Source organism: Pseudomonas sp. URIL14HWK12:I5, from assembly GCF_900176445.1.
GTDB lineage: Bacteria > Pseudomonadota > Gammaproteobacteria > Pseudomonadales > Pseudomonadaceae > Aquipseudomonas > Aquipseudomonas monteilii.
On record NZ_FWXQ01000007.1, the window covers coordinates 24548 to 43041 of the forward strand.

Sequence of the window (18494 nt, forward strand, 5' to 3'; positions counted from 1 at the left end):
AGCCCTTATGCGCCAACCTGATATCGAGATCTACCTGAAGGACGCCGACGTCGACCACAAGCAGATTGCCGAGTGGCTCGCCCAGGCAATCGGCCCGTGCAGCGAATGGAAGCAGAAAGGCCACACCTTCAAATGCCAGGCCGGTAACATTCCGGTCACCTGGTTACCCAAGGCTGTAGGGAAATGGAACAGCCTGTACCTGGAAAGCGACCAGACGCCATGGGCTGATGATGTCGCCTGCGCCCGCGCCGCCTTCGCCGCACTGGGTGTGGAAGTGCGTTGCGCGCCGGGTGGCTGGGTAGAGGAAGACGGGGAAGAAGATGCCGACCGCTGGGTCCGCATCAGCGCCGACGGTGAAGAGGAAATCACCTGGCGCACCAGCTGAAACAGGTTGCTTCAGGCTGCAAGTTACACGGTCAACTTGCAGCTTGAGGCTTACCGCAAAAGGCTCAGAGGCCCACTACGTCTTCGGCTTGCAGGCCTTTCTGGCCCTGCACGCAGGCGTATTCCACGCGCTGCCCTTCGACCAGGGTACGATGCCCCTCACCGCGGATCGCCCGATAGTGGACGAATACATCCGCACCACCTTCGCGCTGAATGAAGCCATAACCCTTGGCATCGTTGAACCACTTTACGTTCCCAGTCTCACGAGACGACATCTGAACTACTCCGGATTTTTATTGTGAAGATCGCCGTGCAGGCATAGGGTCACCTGCCCCGTGCCAACGCCGCTTGCCGAAATATCCTGCAAGTGGCAGGCCGAGTATATGACACAGAACAAAAAAAATTGATGACGGTCCCGCAGTTGGCCGATTTTTGCTGAACTTACGCCGATACGGCAGACTAATTAGCTGGATACTCACCTGAACATCACACCCAGGGCACACACCCCATGACCCGTTCCCCCCTGCACCGCCTGATCTTCGGCGGCCTGCGTCGCCTGTTGTACCTGTGGGTGCGCTCCGAGACCATCAACCAGTCGTCCATGTCCCTCAACCTCGACCGCAGCAGGCCGGTGTTCTATGCACTGCCGTCGCCCGCGCTCACCGACCTGGCCGTGCTCGACCACGAATGCACCAAAGCGGGGCTGCCGCGCCCGGTATTGCCGGTAGCCGTGGGCCCACTGCAGGAGCCGGCCGGGTTCTTCTACCTCACCCCCGACCCGGACTGGCTGGGCCGGCAGGACAAAAGCGGCGCGCCACCGACGCTTGAACGCCTGGTCGCTGCCGTCACCCAGCATGCCGAGGAAGATGCGCAGATCATTCCCGTCAGCGTGTTCTGGGGCCAGACCCCGGCCAGTGAATCCAGCCCGTGGAAGCTGCTGTTCGCCGACAGCTGGGCGGTTACCGGGCGCCTGCGCCGGCTGCTGACCGTACTGATTCTGGGGCGCAAGACCCGGGTGCAGTTCTCCGCGCCTATCCACCTGCGCGAACTGGTGCAGCACAACAAAGGGCACGAGCGCACCGTGCGCATGGCCCAACGCCTGATGCGCGTGCATTTTCGCAACCTCAAGACGGCGGTCATCGGCCCGGACATCTCGCACCGGCGCAACCTGGTCAAAGGCCTGGTGCACGCACCGCAAGTGCGCCAGGCCATCGTCGACGAGGCACAGCGCGAAAACCTGCCGCTGGCCAAGGCCGAAGCCCAGGCGCTGCGCTATGGCAACGAGATCGCCTCGGACTACACCTACACCGCCATCCGCTTCCTTGAAGTGGTGCTGAGCTGGTTCTGGAACAAGATCTACGACGGCATCAAGGTCAACCACATCGAGCAGGTGCAGGGCATCGCCCCCGGCCACGAAGTGATTTACGTGCCCTGCCACCGCAGCCACATCGACTACCTGCTGCTGTCGTACCTGCTGTTCCGCAACGGCCTCACCCCGCCGCACGTGGCGGCGGGCATCAACCTCAACATGCCGGTAGTGGGCAATCTGCTGCGCCGTGGCGGAGCGTTCTTCATGCGCCGCACGTTCAAGGGCAACCCGTTGTACACCGCCGTGTTCAACGAGTACCTGCACACCCTGTACACCAAGGGCTTCCCGGTCGAGTACTTCGTTGAAGGCGGCCGCTCGCGCACCGGACGCATGCTGCAACCACGTACCGGGATGCTGGCCATCACCCTGCGCAGTTTCCTGCGCTCGTCGCGCACGCCAATCGTGTTCGTGCCGGTGTACATCGGCTACGAGCGCGTACTCGAAGGCCGCACCTACCTGGGCGAACTGCGTGGTGCCAGCAAGAAGAAGGAGTCGGTGTTCGACATCTTCAAGGTATTTGGCGCGCTCAAGCAGCGCTTTGGCCAGGTCTACGTCAACTTCGGCGAGCCGATCCGCCTGGCCGGCTTCCTCGACGAACAACAGCCCGGCTGGCGTGAGCAAGACCATGGCCCGCAGTACCGTCCGGAATGGCTCAACGCTACCACCACCCGCCTGGGTGAAACCGTGGCCCGTCACCTGAACGAAGCGGCTGCCATCAACCCGGTCAACCTGGTGGCCCTGGCGCTGCTGTCCACCAGCCGCCTGGCCCTGGACGAACGCGCCCTGACCCGCGTGCTGGACCTGTACCTGGCGCTGCTGCGCCAAGTGCCCTACTCGCCCCATACCACCCTGCCCGACGGCGACGGCCAGGCGCTGATCGAACATGTGCGCAGCATGAACCTGGTGGCCGAACAGAAGGACGCCCTGGGCCGCATCCTGTACCTGGATGAAGGCAATGCGGTCCTGATGACCTACTACCGCAACAACGTGCTGCACATCTTCGCCCTGCCGGCGCTGCTGGCCAGCTTCTTCCTCAGCAGCTCGCGCATGAGCCGCGAATTGCTGGGCCAGTATGTACAGGCGCTGTACCCGTACCTGCAGGCCGAACTGTTCTTGCGCTGGACACCAGAGCAGCTGGAGGAAGTGATCGACCAATGGCTGGCCGCGCTGGTGGAGCAAGGCCTGCTGCGCATGGACGGCGAAGTGTATGTGCGCCCGGCGCCCAGCTCGCGGCAGTTCGTGTTGCTGACCCTGCTCGCCCGCACTATCACCCAGACCCTGCAGCGCTTCTACATGGCCACTTCACTGCTGCTCAACAACGGGCAGAACAGCCTCAGCGCCGAGGCGCTGGAAGACCTGTGCGTGATGATGGCCCAACGCCTGTCGATCCTGCATGGCCTGAATGCCCCGGAGTTCTTCGACAAAACGCTGTTCCGCCACTTCATCCAGACCCTGCTTGAGCAAGGCGTGCTGCATGCCGACGCTCAAGGCAAGCTGGGTTACCACGACAAGCTCGGCGAACTGGCCGAGGGCGTGGCCAAGCGTGTGTTGTCTGCGGAGCTACGCCTGTCGATCCGCCAAGTGGCCCTGCACCGTGACGATGGCCTGGAAACTTCGACCCTCTAACGCTTTATCTGCCGGGAAAATCCGCTAAAGTCCCTGGGGTTGGCCACAAGCCAACGCCAAGGACACCGGAGACTCCATGAAAAAACTCTTTATGCTGTGTTGCGCATCCCTGCTCGCAGCCTGTTCCAGCCAAACCCCATCCACCCAGGCCAGCCTGGACGGTGAAGTCTTCTACCTGCAGCGTATTGCCCTGCCGCCTGCCGCTACCTTAAGCGTGGAACTGCAGGATGTTTCGCTGATGGACGCCCCTGCCGTGACCCTGGCCCGCCAGGCCGGCCCTGTAAAAGGCAACGTGCCGCTGCCGTTCCACCTCACCTACGACCCTGCGCAGGTCAAGCCCGGCCACCGCTATTCGGTGAGTGCGCGCATCGAGCTGGATGGCAAACTGCTGTTCATCAGTACCGAGCACCATGGTGTGATGCTCGACGGCAGCGACCCGAAATCTGTACGCATCAAGGTCGACCCGGTTCGCTGATACCCGCCTCTATCTGTTTACAAGGAAAGCTTCATGATCCGCACCTCCCTGCGTTTCACCACCCTGTGCGCCGGCCTGCTGCTGTCGGCCAGTGCCCTGGCTCTGTCGCTGGGTGACCTGACCCAGAAAGACGCCACCGGCGGCCTGAAAGATGCCCTGACCCAAGGCGCGCAGCTGGCCGTCAAGCAACTGAGCACCCCGGGCGGCTTCAGCAACAACCCGGACGTGCGCATCGAATTGCCGGGCAACCTGGGCAAAGCCGCCAAGGCAATGAAAATGTTCGGCAAAGGTGAACAGGTCGAAGCCCTGGAAACCAGCATGAACAAGGCCGCCGAAGCTGCCGTGCCGCAGGCCCAGGCAATTCTGGTGGATGCCGTGAAGAACATGAGCGTGACCGATGCCAAAGGCATCCTAAGCGGCGGTGACGACTCGGCCACCCAGTACCTGAACAAGAGCAGCCGCGAGCAGATCCGCGCCAGGTTCCTGCCGATCGTCAAGCAGGCGACCGACAAGGTTGGCCTGGCCCAGCAGTACAACAACTTTGCCGGGCAGGCCGTGGCACTGGGCGTGGTGGATGCCAAGAGCGCCAGCATCGAGAACTACGTGACCGAAAAGGCGCTGGACGGTCTGTTCGAAATGATCGGCAAGCAGGAGCAAAGCATTCGCCAGAATCCGGCTGAAGCGGCTACCAGCCTGGCCAAAAAAGTCTTCGGCGCCCTCTGATGCCCCTAGGGGGCTGCTTTGCAGCCCCCTACGGTCTTCAGTCCTTCCTGACCCTGAACCACGCCGCATACAACGCCGGCAGGAACAACAGGGTCAACACCGTGGCCACGATCAACCCACCCATGATCGCCACCGCCATCGGCCCGTAGAACACGCTACGTGACAACGGAATCATCGCCAGCACCGCCGCCAGCGCGGTCAGCACAATCGGGCGGAAACGCCGCACCGTGGCTTCGATGATTGCCTGCCAGCGCTCCATGCCCGCCGCGATGTCCTGCTCGATCTGATCCACCAGAATCACCGAGTTGCGCATGATCATCCCCGCCAGGGCAATGGTGCCGAGCATGGCGACAAAGCCGAATGGCTGGCGGAACACCAGCAGGAACAGGGTGACGCCAATCAGCCCAAGCGGTGCGGTGAGGAACACCATCACCGTGCGCGAGAAGCTGCGCAGCTGGATCATCAGCAAGCTCAGCACCACCACCACGAACAGCGGCATGCCCGCGTTAACCGACTTCTGACCGCGCTCGGAGTCCTCGACCGTGCCGCCGACCTCCAGCAGGTAGCCATCCGGCAGCTTGGCGCGGATGTCACGCAGGGTAGGCTCGATCTGCTTCACCAGCGTGGCCGGTTGCTCCTTGTCGTAGATATCGGCGCGCACGGTCACGGTCGGCAAGCGGTTACGGTGCCAGATAATGCCCTCCTCGAAGCCGTATTCCAGGGTGGCTACCTGCGACAGCGCTACGCTCTGGCCGTTATCGGTGGGCAATGCCAGGCTGCCGAGGTTGCCCAGTTCGCCACGTTCCTGTTGGGTACCGCGCAGCAGAATCTCGATCAGCTCGTTGTCTTCGCGGTACTGGCTGACCGTAGTACCGGTTAGCGAGCTTTGCAGGAAGCTGGACAAGTGCGAGGTGCTCACGCCCAGGGCACGAGCGCGGTCCTGGTCAATCTCCAGGAACACCGCCTTGCTCGGTTCTTCCCAGTCCAGGTGCACGTTGACCACATGCGGGTTCTCCCGCACCTTGTCAGCCACTTCACGCGCCAGCGCGCGGGCCTTCTCGATGTGTTCGCCGGTCACCCGGAACTGCACCGGGTAGCCCACGGGCGGGCCGTTTTCCAGGCGCGTAACGCGGGCGCGCAGGTCGGGGAATTGCTGGTCCACGGTGCTGATCAGCCAGCTGCGCAGGCGCTCGCGGTCTTCCATCGACTTGGACAGCACCACGAACTGGGCAAAGCTGGCGGCCGGGAGCTGCTGGTCCAGCGGCAGGTAGAAGCGTGGCGAGCCAGTGCCCACATAGGCCACGTAGTTGTCGATACCGTCCTGCTGCTTGAGCAGCGCCTCCAACTGTTTGACCCGCTCGGCGGTATTGGCCAGAGAAGCACCTTCAGCCAGCTTCAGGTCAACCATCAGCTCCGGGCGCCCGGAGGCCGGGAAGAACTGCTGGGGCACGAAACGGAACAGCAGGATGCTGCCGACAAAGGCGGCGATGGTCAGCAGAATCACGGTTTTGCGCCGCCGCACGCACCACTCCACCACTCGCCGCACACGCTGGTAGAACGGCGTGGCGTAAGGGTCTGGCGCGTGGCCGTCCTTGCCGTGGCGTGCGGCATGCAACTTGGCCAGATCTGGCAGCAGGCGCTCGCCCAGGTAAGGCACGAACACCACCGCCGCCACCCATGAAGTCAGCAACGCAATGGTCACCACCTGGAAGATCGAGCGGGTATATTCGCCGGTGCTGGAGGCTGCCGTGGCGATGGGCAAGAAGCCCGCTGCGGTAATCAAGGTGCCGGTGAGCATCGGGAAGGCAGTGCTGCTCCAGGCATAGCTGGCCGCCTTGAGGCGGTCGTAGCCCTGCTCCATCTTGATCGCCATCATCTCTACCGCAATGATCGCGTCGTCCACCAGCAAGCCCAGCGCCAGCACCAAAGCGCCGAGGGAGATCTTGTGCAGGCCGATGCCGAAGTAATGCATGGCGGCGAAGGTCATGGCCAGCACCAGCGGAATGGCCAGCGCTACCACCAGGCCGGTGCGCAGGCCCAGCGAGAAGAAGCTCACCAGCAGCACGATGACCAGGGCCTCGACCAGCACCTGCACGAACTCACCCACGCCGGCCTTGACCGCCGCTGGCTGGTCCGACACCTTGCGCAGCTCCATACCGGCCGGCAGGCTCCGCGCCAGGCGCTCGAATTCGCCTTCCAAGGCCTTGCCCAGCACCAGAATGTCGCCACCGTCCTTCATCGACACGGCCAGGCCAATGGCATCCTCACCCATGAAGCGCATGCGCGGCGCGGGCGGGTCGTTGAAGCCGCGGTGCACCTCGGCGACATCGCCGATGCGGAAGGTGCGGTCACCCACGCGGATGGGGAACTGGCGAATCTGCTCGACGCTGTCGAAGCGCCCGCTCACCCGCAGTTGCAGGCGCTCGCTGGGTGTTTCGAAGAAGCCGGCGGTGCTCACCGCGTTCTGCTCCTGCAGGGCCTGTTGCACCGCCTGCAGTGGCACGCCAAGGGTGGCCAGCTTGAGGTTGGACAGCTCGATCCAGATTTTCTCGTCCTGCAGGCCGACCAGCTCGACCTTGCCCACATCCTTGACCCGCTGCAGCTGGATCTGGATGCGATCGGCGTAATCCTTGAGCACCGCGTAGTCGAAGCCTTCACCGGTCAGCGCGTAGATATTACCGAAGGTGGTGCCGAACTCGTCGTTGAAGAACGGGCCCTGGATTTCCGGTGGCAAGGTGTGACGGATGTCCGCGACCTTCTTGCGGATCTGGTACCACAGCTCGGGAATGTCCTTGGAATGCAGCGAGTCGCGGGCCATGAAGGTGACCTGCGATTCGCCGGGGCGTGAGAACGAGACGATCCTCTCGTACTCGCCGGTTTCCATCAGCTTCTTCTCGATGCGCTCGGTAACCTGGCGCGACACTTCCTCGGCGCTGGCGCCGGGCCACAGGGTACGGATGACCATGGCCTTGAAGGTGAACGGCGGGTCTTCGCTCTGGCCCAGCTTGGTGTAGGACATGGCGCCAATGGCCGCCAGCAGGATCATCAGGAACAGGACAATCTGGCGGTTGCGCAGCGCCCAGGCAGAAAGGTTGAAACCCATCGGGACTTACTCCTTGGCCGTCAGGTTCACTACACGGTTGCTGCGGTCCACAGGGCGAACCTCCTGGCCCTCGCGCAGCACATGACCGCCAGCGGCGACCACCCAGTCGCCCGGGGCAAGGCCTTCGAGCACTGGCACACTGTCGCTGCCATACGCCCCCAGACGCACCACTGCCCGCTCCAGATGGCTGTCCTTGTTGACCCGCCATACATACGCCTGACCGTTTTCTGCGGTAACCGCCGACAGCGGTACCGACAGCGGGATCAGCCCCTCATGGGCAATGAACACCCGGGCGCTCTGACCCAGCTCGGCCGGTGCTGCGGCCGAAGTAAAGGCGATGCGCGCCGCGAAGGTGCGCGAACGCGGGTCGGCGGCCGGCGACAACTCGCGGATACGGCCCTGGAAGCGCTCCCGTGGGTACGACCACAGCTCCACGCTCACCGGCTCGCCCACGGCGAAGCGGGCGAACTGCTGCTCTGGCAGGCCGATAGCCACTTCCCGTTCACCATCGGCGGCCAGGGTGAACACGGTCTGCCCGGCGGCGACCACCTGGCCCACTTCAACCTGGCGCTTGGCGATCACCCCGGCCTGTGGAGCACGCAGCACGGCATATTCGGCCTGGTTGCCGGCCACATCGAATTCGGCCTTGGCCTGCTTCAAGCGGGCGAGGCCGGCACGGTAGAGGTTTTCAGCGTTATCGAACTGGGAATGGCTGACCATCTGCCGGTCCAGCAGTTTCCGGTAACGGTCGCGCTCGGCGCGCACCAGTGCCAGGTTGGCCTCGGCGGCTGCCAGTTGGGCGCGGTTGGCTTCCAGTTGCAGGCGCACGTCCTGTGGGTCCAGTTCAGCCAGCGGCTGGTCGGCCTTGACCCGCTGCCCCTCCTCGACCAGGCGTTTGCTGACCTTGCCGCCAATGCGGAAAGCCAGCTCCGGCTCGAAGCGCGCACGCACTTCACCGGGGTAACTGTCGGCAGCGGCTTCAGCCGGCTGCGGCTGCACCACCAGCGCCGGGCGCGGCGCTGCAGGTGGTGTGGCTTCCTGACCGCACGCCGCCAGTAACAGCACGGCAGCGGCGGGCAGAGCGATGGACAAGGCATGGCGCAACATGATGAATCCTTTCGCAGAGATGCACATCGAATATTTATACTGGCAAGTATATTAAATCAGGCAATCGGTGCCGGGAAGCTGGCGTTACAAAGAAATCCAGACGGTTTTTCAACGGCCGTCAGCTGTTGCACAGCCCACAGCCAATCAACAAGTTGCCCCACCCCGCCACAGCCAGAAATCCCTCATATACGCCACAAACCCCGTATCACGGGCGTTCCACCAACCGGCACGACCTGTGCAATCAACGGTACACCCCCTCTTTCATGTACCTGGAGTATTCCGATGACTGCCCTCGAACAACACCTGACCGTCCCCGCCAACGGCGCCGACTACGCCACGCTGGCCGCCCGCTTCAGGCCCATCTTCACGCGCATTGCCGAAAGCAGCGTGGAACGCGAACGCAACCGCGCCCTGCCCCACGAACCGATCCGCTGGCTGAAGGAGGCCGGCTTTGGTGCCGTGCGCGTACCGGTCGAGCACGGCGGTGGCGGCGCTTCGTTGCCGCAGCTGTTCCAGTTGTTGATCGAACTGGCCGAAGCCGACTCCAACGTGCCTCAGGCCCTGCGCGGCCATTTCGCCTTCGTCGAAGACCGCCTCAACGCCCATGCCAGCGCGCCACAAAATGTGTGGTTCAAGCGCTTCGTTGCAGGTGACCTGGTGGGCTGCGCCTGGACCGAGATCGGCGCGGTGAAAATTGGCGATGTCATCACCCGCGTCTCACGTCAGGGTGAACAGTGGGTGGTCAACGGCACCAAGTACTACAGCACCGGCAGCCTGTTCTCCGACTGGATCGACCTGTTCGCCCGCCGCGACGACACCGGGGCCGACGTGATCGCAGCCATCCGCACCCAACAACCCGGCATCCGCCAGAGCGACGATTGGGATGGCTTCGGCCAGCGCACCACCGGCAGCGGTACCTCGGTGTTCGAAAATGCCGTGGTCGAGGAAGAGAACATCATCGACTTCGCCACCCGCTTCAAATACCAGACCGCGTTCTACCAGCTGGTGCTGCTGGCGGTGATCACCGGTTCCGGGCGTGCCGCCGTGCGGGATTTCAGCCACGAGACCCGCAAGCGCACCCGGGTGTTCAGCCACGGCAACGGCGCGGCAGTCAGTGAGGACCCACAGGTATTGCAAGTGATCGGCAAGGCCTCGGGCCAGGTGTATGCCGCCGAAGCCGCGACCCTGCGCGCCGCCGAGGCCAGCCAACAGGCTTACCTGGCACGTTTTGCCCATGACCCGGCCGCAGAACAGCAGGCCAATGTGCTTGCCGAACTGGAGTCGGCCCAGGCCCAGGTGGCAGCCATCGACCTGGTACTGCGCGCCACCAGCGACCTGTTCAATGCCTTGGGTGCCTCCACCACCAGCACCAGCCGCCAGCTCGACCGCCACTGGCGCAACGCCCGCACCGCGGCGTCGCACAACCCGGTGATCTACAAGGAGCGGATCGTCGGCGACTGGCATGTGAACGGTACTGAACCGCCGTATGTGTGGCAGATTGGTGGGGGGGCCAAGCAGTCCTGAGTAACCGCATTGGGGCTGCTGCGCAGCCCATCGCCGGCAAGCCAGCTCCCACAGGGGCTGCGCGATACTGAAGAGCTGCACATCCCCTGTGGGAGCTGGCTTGCCGGCGATGGGCCGCAAAGCGGCCCCGGCACTATCAGCAGCTAACCCAAGCCGTCGGCCAACGCCGCACCATTGAGGTAGTGATCCCCCAACAACCGCCGTTGGGTGGCCAGCACAGGCTCACCACCGCTCACCTCTGGCCGCGCCACGCTGCGACCGGCCAACTCGAAATACGCCTCGCCAGCAAGCCGAGCGCCCTCGGCAGCCGCCAGGCGAAACGCAATTGCCGACGCCTGCGAATCATCGGCCCGCTCCAGCAATGCATCGGCCGCATCAATTGCAATGCGCACCTTACCCACCGTGGCAATCACCAGGGTTTCGTGGCGGGCATTGCGGTCACGCAAGAACTCAAGCAGGGCCGCTTCCACCTGACGGGCATAGGCCAGATCGTTCCGGCCGTGGGAATGGGTATTGGACATGTGCGCCTCTTCAGTTCCAGGCGTGACGTTGCGGCTTGATGCCGTTAAGCAATTGGTTTCCGACCAGGTGGTACTTCCAGCGCACCGGGTCATGCAGGGTGTGCGTGCGGGCATTGCGCCAGAAACGGTCCAGCCCCCGGCTGGCCGAAACACTGCGCGTACCGCCCAGTTCCAGCAGGCGGCTGGAAGCCTCCAGCGAAATGGCCGTGGACAGCACCTTGGCCTGGCCGACTATCACCGAGGCTTGCGCCACGTGCTCTTCGTCAGGCTGGGCAACCGCCAGGTCCACGGCCTGCCCCGCACGACGCAAGATGGCTTCGGCTGCCTGCAGGCGCCAGGCCAGTTCGCCGATCAGCGCCTGGCTCAACGGGTCCTGCCAGCCATGCTGCAGGCCACTGTCGGCCCACGGCCTTGCCTGGCGGGCCACCTGCAAGGTCGCGGCGAAAGCGCCACGGGCGATACCGGTGTCCACAGCGGCCTGGATGATCTGCGAGATCGGGCCATCGGCGGTGGGCTGGTCGTAGGCCTTCCAGGCCGGTATCACATCGCCCACCGGAACCCGCACGCCGTCGAGGCGCACCTGGCCACTGGCGGTGATGCGCTGGCCAAAGCCGTCCCAGCTGTCGATCACGGCGAGGCCTTCGGCATCACGCGGGACAAAGGCGATATGCGGTCGCCCGTCTTCATCAACGCCAGCAACAGGAACGATATGGGCAAACAAGGCACCGGTGCAGTACGCCTTCTCGCCGTCGATCACCGCGCTGTCACCGTTGAAGCGGATTTGCGTCTGGAAGGTGGTCACGTACTGGCCACGCGACTCGGAAAACGCATTACCGAAGCGGTAGCCCTGCAGCACCTTGGCGAAGTAGTCGCGCTTCTGCGTTTCGCTGCCGGTCAGGCGCAGGTTGCTGAGTACACCAAAGTGGTTTTGCGGCAGTTGGCCGAGGGACGAATCGGCCGCCGAGATGGTTGCAATCACTTCGCTGAGCGTGGTGTAAGACACGCCCGCGCCACCGTACTCCTTGGGCACGGTGATTGCCCAAAGGCCGCTGTCGGAAAAGCGGTCAAGCTCATCCCACGGCAAACGCCGCTCACGGTCGCGAAGGGCGGCCTCCTGGGCAAATTCCTCGGCCAGGCGCTGCGCGACTTCGATGGCTTCGGCATCGCTGCGGATGACATGGGCGGCGCGTCGTGGCGCCGAACGGGCCTGCGCAGGCAGGCTGGATGCGGATGAAAGGGTCGTCATGTGCTGCTCCATGCGTAACAGGTTCCACAGCTGTTGAGCAGAACCTGTGCCAACCTTACAAAGCCTTTAAATTCATATGGTTAGGTGAGTTATCCAGGCGTTCGAAAAGCCCCGAGGCCGACAAACTGCAGATTGTCTGTTGCCCCGCAAACAGTTCGCCGTGGCCACTCAAAGGCTGATGTCCAGCGGGTACTCGACGATCACCCGCAACTCGTCGACGTTGGCCTCGGCGGTATGGCCGCCGCCAACCCGGTGGGTGGCTTGCATCACGTTGAACGACAGGTTCCTGGCCGGCCCGCCCTGCACCACGTAGCGCACCCACAGGTTGCGCTCCCAGTGGCGGCCATCCTCGATGCCGTTGTAGTAGCTGTAGGCGCCGCCCGCGCGGGTGCCATCGATATCGCTGCCGCGCACATAGCGGGCAGTAAGCGACAGGCCTGGCAGGCCGAGCACAGCGAAGTTGTAGTCGTAGCGCGCTTCCCAGGCCCGTTCGTTGGGGTTGTTGAAGTCAGATACCTGCGATGCCGCGTCCAGCTGGATGTCGTAGGTGTTCCACACATAGTCGAACGGCGTGTCGCCGTCGATGCGCGTATACGACAGCTTGAAGCCATGCCCGCCTGCGTTGACCCCGGCATGCACGCTCCATGAATCGTTGTCGATCTTGCCGGCCAGCGCCTGGCCGCTGTCGCGGGTGCGGTAGTAATCCAGGCCTGTTTTCAGGGTCAGGCTGTCGCCCAGCGGCTGTACATAGTCGACGTTGAAGAACTGCTGGTTCCACACATCGTCCAGCCGGCTGGCGTGCAGGCGCAGGTTCAGCTGGTCATTGAAGCGGTAGTCGCCACCCAGGTACACCACGTCATTGGCGCCCTTCAGCCGCCCGGCGTACACGGCGCCAAGGTCGCCACGGTGGTTGCTGGCGTTGCGGTCGCTGCTGGACTCCAGCTTGCCGCCCTGCAGGCTCAGGCCTTGCAGTGAGTGGTCGTTGAACATGAAACCGCGCAGGGTCTGCGGCAGCAGGCGGATGTCACTGGCATGCAGCACCGGGCTGGTCGGGCTGACATCGCCGTAGCGCAGTTCGGTGTCCCGCACGCGCGCCTTCAGCGCTACGCCGACCTTGCCGTAGGCATCCTTGGGCTCGCCATCGAAGTTGCTGCCCGAGCGCGAGACGATGCCCGGCACCCCAACACCATTGCCCACCGTGCCATTGCCACCGTCCAGCTTCAGCCCGACCAGGCCTTGCACGTCCAGGCCAAGGCCGACCGTGCCCTGGGTGAACCCCGACTGCAGGTTGGCGATGATGCCGTGGCCCCATTCGCGGTGCTGGCTCTGGCGTTCGCCGGTGTTGGGGTTACGGGTGAAATCGCCGTTGCGGTAGTCCTGGCTGAAGTAATAGTTGCGGTTGATGATTTGCAGTTGAGTGCCGTCGAGAAAACCTTCGTCCTCGGCGAATGCCGGCGTGGTCAGGCCGATGACCAGGGCGAGGGTGACGGGTGGGTAGTTGCGCGAGCGCATGGCAGAACGTCCTTATGAGTTGGATAACCCCGCCGGGGCGGTGGGGTGTTCTGCGACTCCAATAACTGTGCCATACGTAAAATTCATATTTTTCAGATAGTTATGAATATTTTACAGCTCGGAAAAATGTGTTTTGCAGGCAAATTGTTCAGTTGCTGTTGCACTTCATACAGAAGGTTGCAGAAGACGCGTGTAGGAGCGGCCTTGCGGCCCTTTCGCGACACAAGGCCGCTCCTACAAAAGATCGTGCTCAGCAGCAGAGTGTTTAGCCAGCCTTCCCCCCCAGGTAGAAATGCCGCAGGTCTTCGCGCACAGCCAACTCCGCAGCAGCCCCCTCACCCGCCACTCGCCCGTTCTCCAGGATGTAGGCATAGTCGGCATGGCGCAGGGCAACGTTGATGTTCTGCTCGGCCACCAGAAAACTCATGCCTTCCTTGACATTGAGCTGGGCGACAATGTCGAAAATTTCTTCGACGATGATCGGCGCCAGCCCCATCGAGGGCTCGTCCAGCAGCACCAGCCGTGGCTGGGTCATCAGCGCACGGCCGATGGCCAGCATCTGCTGCTCGCCACCCGAGGTCAGCCCGGCCTGGGTCTTGCGCTTGGTTTTCAAACGCGGGAACCAGGCATAGATGCGCTCCAGCGCCTGTTCCAGTTCGCGCCGTGCCGGCTTGCGCAGAAAGCCCCCGGTACGCAGGTTTTCCTCTATCGTGAGGTGAGCAAACACGTGCCGCCCCTCCAGCACATGCACAATGCCTTGGGCCGCCAGGCGGTTGGCAGCGATGCCGGCGGTGTCCTGGCCCTGGAAGTGGATGTGGCCACGGCTGACCAGCGCACGGTCGGCTTGCAGCAACCCGGAAATGGCTTTGAGCGTGGTGCTCTTGCCTGCGCCATTGGCACCCAGCAAGGCGACGATGTCGCCCTGCCCGACCCGCAGGGAAACCCCGGCCACGGCCAGGATCGCGCCGTCGTAGATCACTTCGATATCCTGCACGCCCAATAGCGCGTGGGCCGGCTCGGCAGCAAGCGGGCTGTGGGTCATGGGGTGGCCTCGTCTTTGGCGCATTCGCGGGGGGTAACACCTTTTTCACGGGCAAACTCGCCTGCCTTGGCATCGATCAGCGGGCGCAGGGTGGCGCGGTCGGCCTGTACCCAGTCGGTCACCAGCGTCCACTTCTGGCCATCCCATTGCTGCACCTTGGCCGCGCCACCCCCTTCATGGTCGCTGCACGACAGCTTCAGCGGCTGCATCAGGCCAAGGAAGCCGATTTCCTTCAGACGGGCATCGCCCAGGTCCAGGTGCTCCAGGCCCCAGCGCCCTTCCTCACCAGTCAGTGGGCGGTTGCCGAACTTCTTCTGCCCGGCGCGGATGGCCTCGACAGCGATGGCCGCGTTCACCAGGCCAGAGTTGTAGTACACGCTGCCAAAGCTTTTCGGGTCTTTGAGGTCGCTCTTACCGGTGTCGACGATGTACTTGCGGATGCGCTGGTGAATGTCGAAATCGGCGCCGCCGGGATAGGGCGTCAATGCCAGATAACCCTTGCCGGCCTCGCCCGCCGGCAGCACGTCTTCGTTGGAGCTGGCCCAGATGTCGCCGACGATGCGGTCTACCGGGAAGCCGAAACGCGCCGCCGTCTTGATCGCTACCGGCGTGGACACACCCCAGGTACGCAGGAATACCCAGTCCGGCTTCTGCTGGCGCACCTGGCGCCATTGCCCGGCCTGTTCGTTGCCCGGGTCGGCCACCGGAATCTGGATGTTCTCGAAGCCGTATTTCTGCGCCAGCAGCGCCATTGGCCCTTGGGTTTCGCGGCCATAGGCGGAGTCGTGATAGACAGTGGCAATCTTTTTGCCCTTGAGCTTGTCCAGCCCGCCTTCGCGCTCGACCACGTAGTTGAGGAACGCCGAGGCCTCGCTGTAGAAAGTCAGCATCACCGGGAAGTTGTAGGGGAACACCCGGCCGTCGGTGGCTTCGGTGCGGCCATAGCCCAGGGTAATCAGCGGGATCTTGTCGGCCTCGGCCTTTTCCGCCAGGGCGTAGGCAGCCGGTGCGCCGTTAGGCTGATACAACGCCACCGGCGCACCGTTCAGGCCATTCTTGAAGCGCTCATAGCATTCGATGCCCTTCTCGGCCGTCCATTCGGTTTCGCATTCCTGCCAGACCAGCTTTACGCCGTTGATACCGCCTTCGACCTCGTTGATGTAGCGCAGGTAGTCGATCATCCCGGCCCATACCGGAATGCCACTGGAGGCGTAAGCGCCAACCCGGTAGGTGGCCAACGGGAAGAACTGTTCGTTGCTGGCGGCCTGGGCCACCGGCTGCCAGGCCGAGGCAAGGCCCAGTGCCAGGCCGAGGGCGGCGCCGTAGCGTTTGAAAGGTACGTACATGGTGATTTCCCTGATCTGTTATTGAGTGTTCACTGCTCGCTGGAGCAATCGCGCGGCGTGATGCCTTTTTCCTTGGCGTAGGCGGCCGACTTGGCCTCGATCAACGGGCGCAAGGTGGCACGGTCGGCCTGCACCCAGTCGGTCACCAGTACCCATTTCTCACCGTCCCACTGCTGCACGCGTGCCGCGCCGCCGCCTTCGTGGTCCGAGCAGGAAAGCTGCAGTGGCGGCAGCAAGCCTTCAAAGCCAATGGCCTTGAGCCGTGCCGCGTCGATGTTCAGGTGCTCGAAGCCCCAGCGCGCCTCTTCGCCGCTGAGCGGGCGGTTGCCGAACTTGGCCTGAGCCGTGCGTAGCGCCTCGACGGCAATGGCGGCGTTGATCAGGCCGATGTTGTAGTACACCTTGCCGAAGTAGCTCGGGTCCTTGAGGTCGCTCTTGCCGGTGTCGAGGATGTGCTGGCGCAGGCGCTGGTGGATGGCAAAGTCGCTGCCGCCCGGGAATGGTGCCAGCGCCTGGTAGCCCTTGGCCGCAGTGCCGGCCGGGATTACATCGGCCTCGGAGCCGGCCCAGACGTCACCGATGATGTGGTCGACCGGAATACCGAAACGCGCCGCCGTCTTGATGCCGACCGGGGTCGACACACCCCAGGTGCGCAGGAACACCCAGTCCGGTTTCAGCTGGCGTACCTGGCGCCACTGCGCCGACTGTTCATTGCCTGGGTCGGCCACCGGGATCTGGATGTTTTCGAAGCCATACTTCTGCGCCAGCAATTGCATCGGCGCCTGGGTTTCGCGGCCATACGCCGAATCGTGGTAAACGGTGACTATCTTCTTGCCCTTGAGCTTGTCGAAACCACCTTCGCGTTCAGCGATGTAGTTGATGCCCACCGAAGCCTGGCCGTAGTAGTTCAGCAACAGCGGGAAGGCATAGGGGAACACGCTGCCATCGGTGGACTCGGTACGCCCACCGGCACCGTCGATCAACGGAATTCGGTCGGCTGCGCCCTTCTCCATCAAGGCATACGAGCCCGGCGTGCTGTGGGTGAAGAAGAACGCCGTGGGCGCCCCGTCCTGGCCGTTCTTGTAGCGCTCGTAGCATTCGACGATGCGGTCGACGTTCCACTCGGTCTCGCATTCCTGCCAGGTGAGTTTGACGCCGTTGATGCCGCCTTCGACCTCGTTGATGTAGCGGAAATAGTCGATTTCGCCGGCCCACCACGGGATCCCGCTGGAGGCATAGGCGCCGACCCGGTAGGTGGCCATGGGCACGAATTGCTGGTTGTCGGCAGCTGCGGCAACAGCCGGCAGCAAGGTAGGCGCGCCCAGCAGGAACAGGCTGGCGAGCAGGTGGCGACGCAAGGTTTTACGCATATTCGGTTCTTTTGAGTAAAGGGTTTGAAACCTCCTTTCCCGTGGCCGGGTCAAGGCGCCTGAAGGTGTTGGTTTGGAGTCAGAAGCGCAGCGGCCAGACGCGAATGCGTTCACGCAGGTTACCCAGCAGGCGCACCAGGCCCTCGGGCTCCTTGATCAGGAACCAGATGATCAGGCTGCCGAACAGGATCTTCTGCAGATTCTGCAATTGCCCGGCATCGACATGGCCGTTGAACAGCCACTGCCCGGCATGGCTGAGCAAAATCGGCGTAAGGCTGATGAAGGCTGCGCCAATGAAGTTGCCGGCAATGCTGCCCATGCCGCCGATAATGATGATGAACAGGATCTGGAATGAGCGGTTGATGTCAAAGCTGCTGGCGCTGGCCGTGCCCAGGTAGGCAAAGGCCCACAGCGCCCCGGCAATGCCCAGGTAGAACGCGCTGACGGCAAAGGCCAGGCGCTTGTAACGCTCCACCTGGATGCCGATGACGGCGGCGGCGGTGTCCATGTCGCGGATCGCCATCCAGTTACGGCCCACCTGGCTACGCACCAGGTTGACCGCCACCCAGGTCAGTACCACCACGCAACTGAGGGTCAGCAGGTAACGCCCTACTGGCGTGGCCAGGTTATGCCCGAACAGTTCCAGGCGCGGTGCGCTGATGGTGCCGGACGAGGCGTAGTTGTAGAACCACGGGAACTTGGCGAACACCCACTCCAGGAAGAACTGCGCGGCCAGGGTGGTGACCATCAGGTAGAAACCCTTGATGCGCGAACTGGGCAGGCCGAACACCAGCCCTACCACCCCGGCGATCAGGCCACCGCCCAGCAGCGCCAGCGGCAATGGCAGCCCCGGCACACGCAGCAGCAAGCCGTAGGTGGCAAAGGCCCCCACCGCCATGAAGCCCGCCGCCCCCACCGAGGTCTGCCCGGTGTAGCCGGTCAGCAGGTTCAGGCCAAGGCCGGCCAGCGACAGCACCAGGAACGGGATGAGGATCGCATTCAGCCAGTAGTCGCTGCCCAACCAGGGCAACACGACAAAGGCCACCAGCAGCAACAGGGCCAGGCCCAACGGGCGGTGGCGTGCCACCAGGGTCAGCGGTGCGTCGTCGAAGCGCGCTGTCAGGCGCGCGGCAGTCGTGGTCATGC

General features: G+C 63.5%; 15 protein-coding genes. 5 read left to right on the plus strand and 10 right to left on the minus strand.

What is annotated here, in order from left to right; genetic code table 11:
* The first annotated feature begins 7 nt into the window (after positions 1-7).
* Positions 8-385 (plus strand): hypothetical protein, encoded by a 378-nt coding sequence (locus tag B9A31_RS16830; RefSeq protein ID WP_016712948.1) that lies wholly within the window; start codon positions 8-10, stop codon positions 383-385.
* Positions 386-449: 64 nt separating this feature from the next.
* Here the strand turns inward: B9A31_RS16830 and B9A31_RS16835 are convergent, their stop codons facing one another.
* The gene (locus tag B9A31_RS16835; protein ID WP_003252255.1) at positions 450-659 is read right to left on the minus strand and encodes a cold-shock protein; all 210 of its coding nucleotides are present in this window, start codon (positions 657-659) and stop codon (positions 450-452) included.
* Between the two features lie 233 nt (positions 660-892).
* Between B9A31_RS16835 and plsB the strand changes: the two genes are divergently transcribed.
* The 3 genes from plsB to B9A31_RS16850 all read left to right on the plus strand — a co-directional run bounded on the left by plsB (position 893) and on the right by B9A31_RS16850 (position 4577).
* A complete protein-coding gene (gene plsB, locus B9A31_RS16840) occupies positions 893-3379 on the plus strand; it encodes a glycerol-3-phosphate 1-O-acyltransferase PlsB (RefSeq protein ID WP_025753719.1) in 2487 nt (828 codons plus the stop codon).
* 76 nt (positions 3380-3455) lie between these two features.
* Entirely contained in the window at positions 3456-3854 is a 399-nt protein-coding gene (locus B9A31_RS16845) for a YbaY family lipoprotein (protein ID WP_019098057.1), read from the plus strand.
* Positions 3855-3887: 33 nt separating this feature from the next.
* The gene (locus B9A31_RS16850; RefSeq protein WP_019098058.1) at positions 3888-4577 is read left to right on the plus strand and encodes a DUF4197 domain-containing protein; all 690 of its coding nucleotides are present in this window, start codon (positions 3888-3890) and stop codon (positions 4575-4577) included.
* A 37-nt stretch (positions 4578-4614) separates the two neighbouring features.
* Here B9A31_RS16850 and B9A31_RS16855 read toward each other — a convergent pair whose 3' ends face one another.
* Together B9A31_RS16855 and B9A31_RS16860 are read right to left on the minus strand one after the other, a co-directional pair.
* Positions 4615-7680: an efflux RND transporter permease subunit gene (locus B9A31_RS16855; protein ID WP_084297160.1), complete on the minus strand. Its 3066-nt coding sequence runs from the start codon at positions 7678-7680 to the stop codon at positions 4615-4617.
* A gap of 6 nt (positions 7681-7686) precedes the next feature.
* The gene (locus B9A31_RS16860) at positions 7687-8787 is read right to left on the minus strand and encodes an efflux RND transporter periplasmic adaptor subunit (RefSeq protein WP_016712952.1); all 1101 of its coding nucleotides are present in this window, start codon (positions 8785-8787) and stop codon (positions 7687-7689) included.
* Between the two features lie 282 nt (positions 8788-9069).
* Here B9A31_RS16860 and B9A31_RS16865 point away from each other — a divergent pair, with 282 nt between their 5' ends.
* Complete coding sequence (locus tag B9A31_RS16865; protein WP_025753721.1) at positions 9070-10311, plus strand: acyl-CoA dehydrogenase family protein; 1242 nt, start codon at positions 9070-9072, stop codon at positions 10309-10311.
* A 143-nt stretch (positions 10312-10454) separates the two neighbouring features.
* Here the strand turns inward: B9A31_RS16865 and B9A31_RS16870 are convergent, their stop codons facing one another.
* The 7 genes from B9A31_RS16870 to B9A31_RS16900 form a co-directional block, all read right to left on the minus strand.
* Positions 10455-10832, minus strand: a complete 378-nt coding sequence (locus B9A31_RS16870) for a hypothetical protein (protein ID WP_019098061.1) — start codon at positions 10830-10832, stop codon at positions 10455-10457.
* Between the two features lie 10 nt (positions 10833-10842).
* On the minus strand, positions 10843-12078 hold the full coding sequence (locus B9A31_RS16875; protein WP_025753723.1) for an SfnB family sulfur acquisition oxidoreductase: 1236 nt from the start codon (positions 12076-12078) through the stop codon (positions 10843-10845).
* Between the two features lie 168 nt (positions 12079-12246).
* Positions 12247-13590, minus strand: a complete 1344-nt coding sequence (locus tag B9A31_RS16880) for an OprD family porin (RefSeq protein ID WP_084297161.1) — start codon at positions 13588-13590, stop codon at positions 12247-12249.
* 265 nt (positions 13591-13855) lie between these two features.
* Positions 13856-14632 carry an ABC transporter ATP-binding protein gene (locus tag B9A31_RS16885; protein WP_084297162.1) on the minus strand — a complete coding sequence of 259 codons (777 nt, stop codon included), beginning with the start codon at positions 14630-14632 and terminating at the stop codon, positions 13856-13858.
* Positions 14629-15978, minus strand: a complete 1350-nt coding sequence (locus B9A31_RS16890; RefSeq protein ID WP_084297163.1) for an ABC transporter substrate-binding protein — start codon at positions 15976-15978, stop codon at positions 14629-14631. The genes B9A31_RS16885 and B9A31_RS16890 overlap by 4 nt, the downstream gene beginning before the upstream one ends.
* Positions 15979-16007: 29 nt before the next feature.
* Positions 16008-17348, minus strand: coding sequence for an ABC transporter substrate-binding protein (locus tag B9A31_RS16895; protein WP_084297164.1), 1341 nt, complete (start codon positions 17346-17348; stop codon positions 16008-16010).
* A gap of 79 nt (positions 17349-17427) precedes the next feature.
* Positions 17428-18492: a branched-chain amino acid ABC transporter permease gene (locus B9A31_RS16900; protein WP_019098067.1), complete on the minus strand. Its 1065-nt coding sequence runs from the start codon at positions 18490-18492 to the stop codon at positions 17428-17430.
* Positions 18493-18494 lie beyond the last annotated feature (2 nt).

Coding starts and splice junctions, on each gene's coding strand:
- B9A31_RS16875 (WP_025753723.1), bottom strand. CDS start 12,078: ATGACGACCCTTTCATCCGCATCCAGCCTGCCTGCGCAGGCCCGTTCG.
- B9A31_RS16900 (WP_019098067.1), bottom strand. CDS start 18,492: ATGACCACGACTGCCGCGCGCCTGACAGCGCGCTTCGACGACGCACCG.
- B9A31_RS16880 (WP_084297161.1), bottom strand. CDS start 13,590: ATGCGCTCGCGCAACTACCCACCCGTCACCCTCGCCCTGGTCATCGGC.
- B9A31_RS16855 (WP_084297160.1), bottom strand. CDS start 7,680: ATGGGTTTCAACCTTTCTGCCTGGGCGCTGCGCAACCGCCAGATTGTC.
- B9A31_RS16870 (WP_019098061.1), bottom strand. CDS start 10,832: ATGTCCAATACCCATTCCCACGGCCGGAACGATCTGGCCTATGCCCGT.
- B9A31_RS16860 (WP_016712952.1), bottom strand. CDS start 8,787: ATGTTGCGCCATGCCTTGTCCATCGCTCTGCCCGCCGCTGCCGTGCTG.
- B9A31_RS16890 (WP_084297163.1), bottom strand. CDS start 15,978: ATGTACGTACCTTTCAAACGCTACGGCGCCGCCCTCGGCCTGGCACTG.
- plsB (WP_025753719.1), top strand. CDS start 893: ATGACCCGTTCCCCCCTGCACCGCCTGATCTTCGGCGGCCTGCGTCGC.
- B9A31_RS16885 (WP_084297162.1), bottom strand. CDS start 14,632: ATGACCCACAGCCCGCTTGCTGCCGAGCCGGCCCACGCGCTATTGGGC.
- B9A31_RS16865 (WP_025753721.1), top strand. CDS start 9,070: ATGACTGCCCTCGAACAACACCTGACCGTCCCCGCCAACGGCGCCGAC.
- B9A31_RS16830 (WP_016712948.1), top strand. CDS start 8: ATGCGCCAACCTGATATCGAGATCTACCTGAAGGACGCCGACGTCGAC.
- B9A31_RS16850 (WP_019098058.1), top strand. CDS start 3,888: ATGATCCGCACCTCCCTGCGTTTCACCACCCTGTGCGCCGGCCTGCTG.
- B9A31_RS16895 (WP_084297164.1), bottom strand. CDS start 17,348: ATGCGTAAAACCTTGCGTCGCCACCTGCTCGCCAGCCTGTTCCTGCTG.
- B9A31_RS16835 (WP_003252255.1), bottom strand. CDS start 659: ATGTCGTCTCGTGAGACTGGGAACGTAAAGTGGTTCAACGATGCCAAG.
- B9A31_RS16845 (WP_019098057.1), top strand. CDS start 3,456: ATGAAAAAACTCTTTATGCTGTGTTGCGCATCCCTGCTCGCAGCCTGT.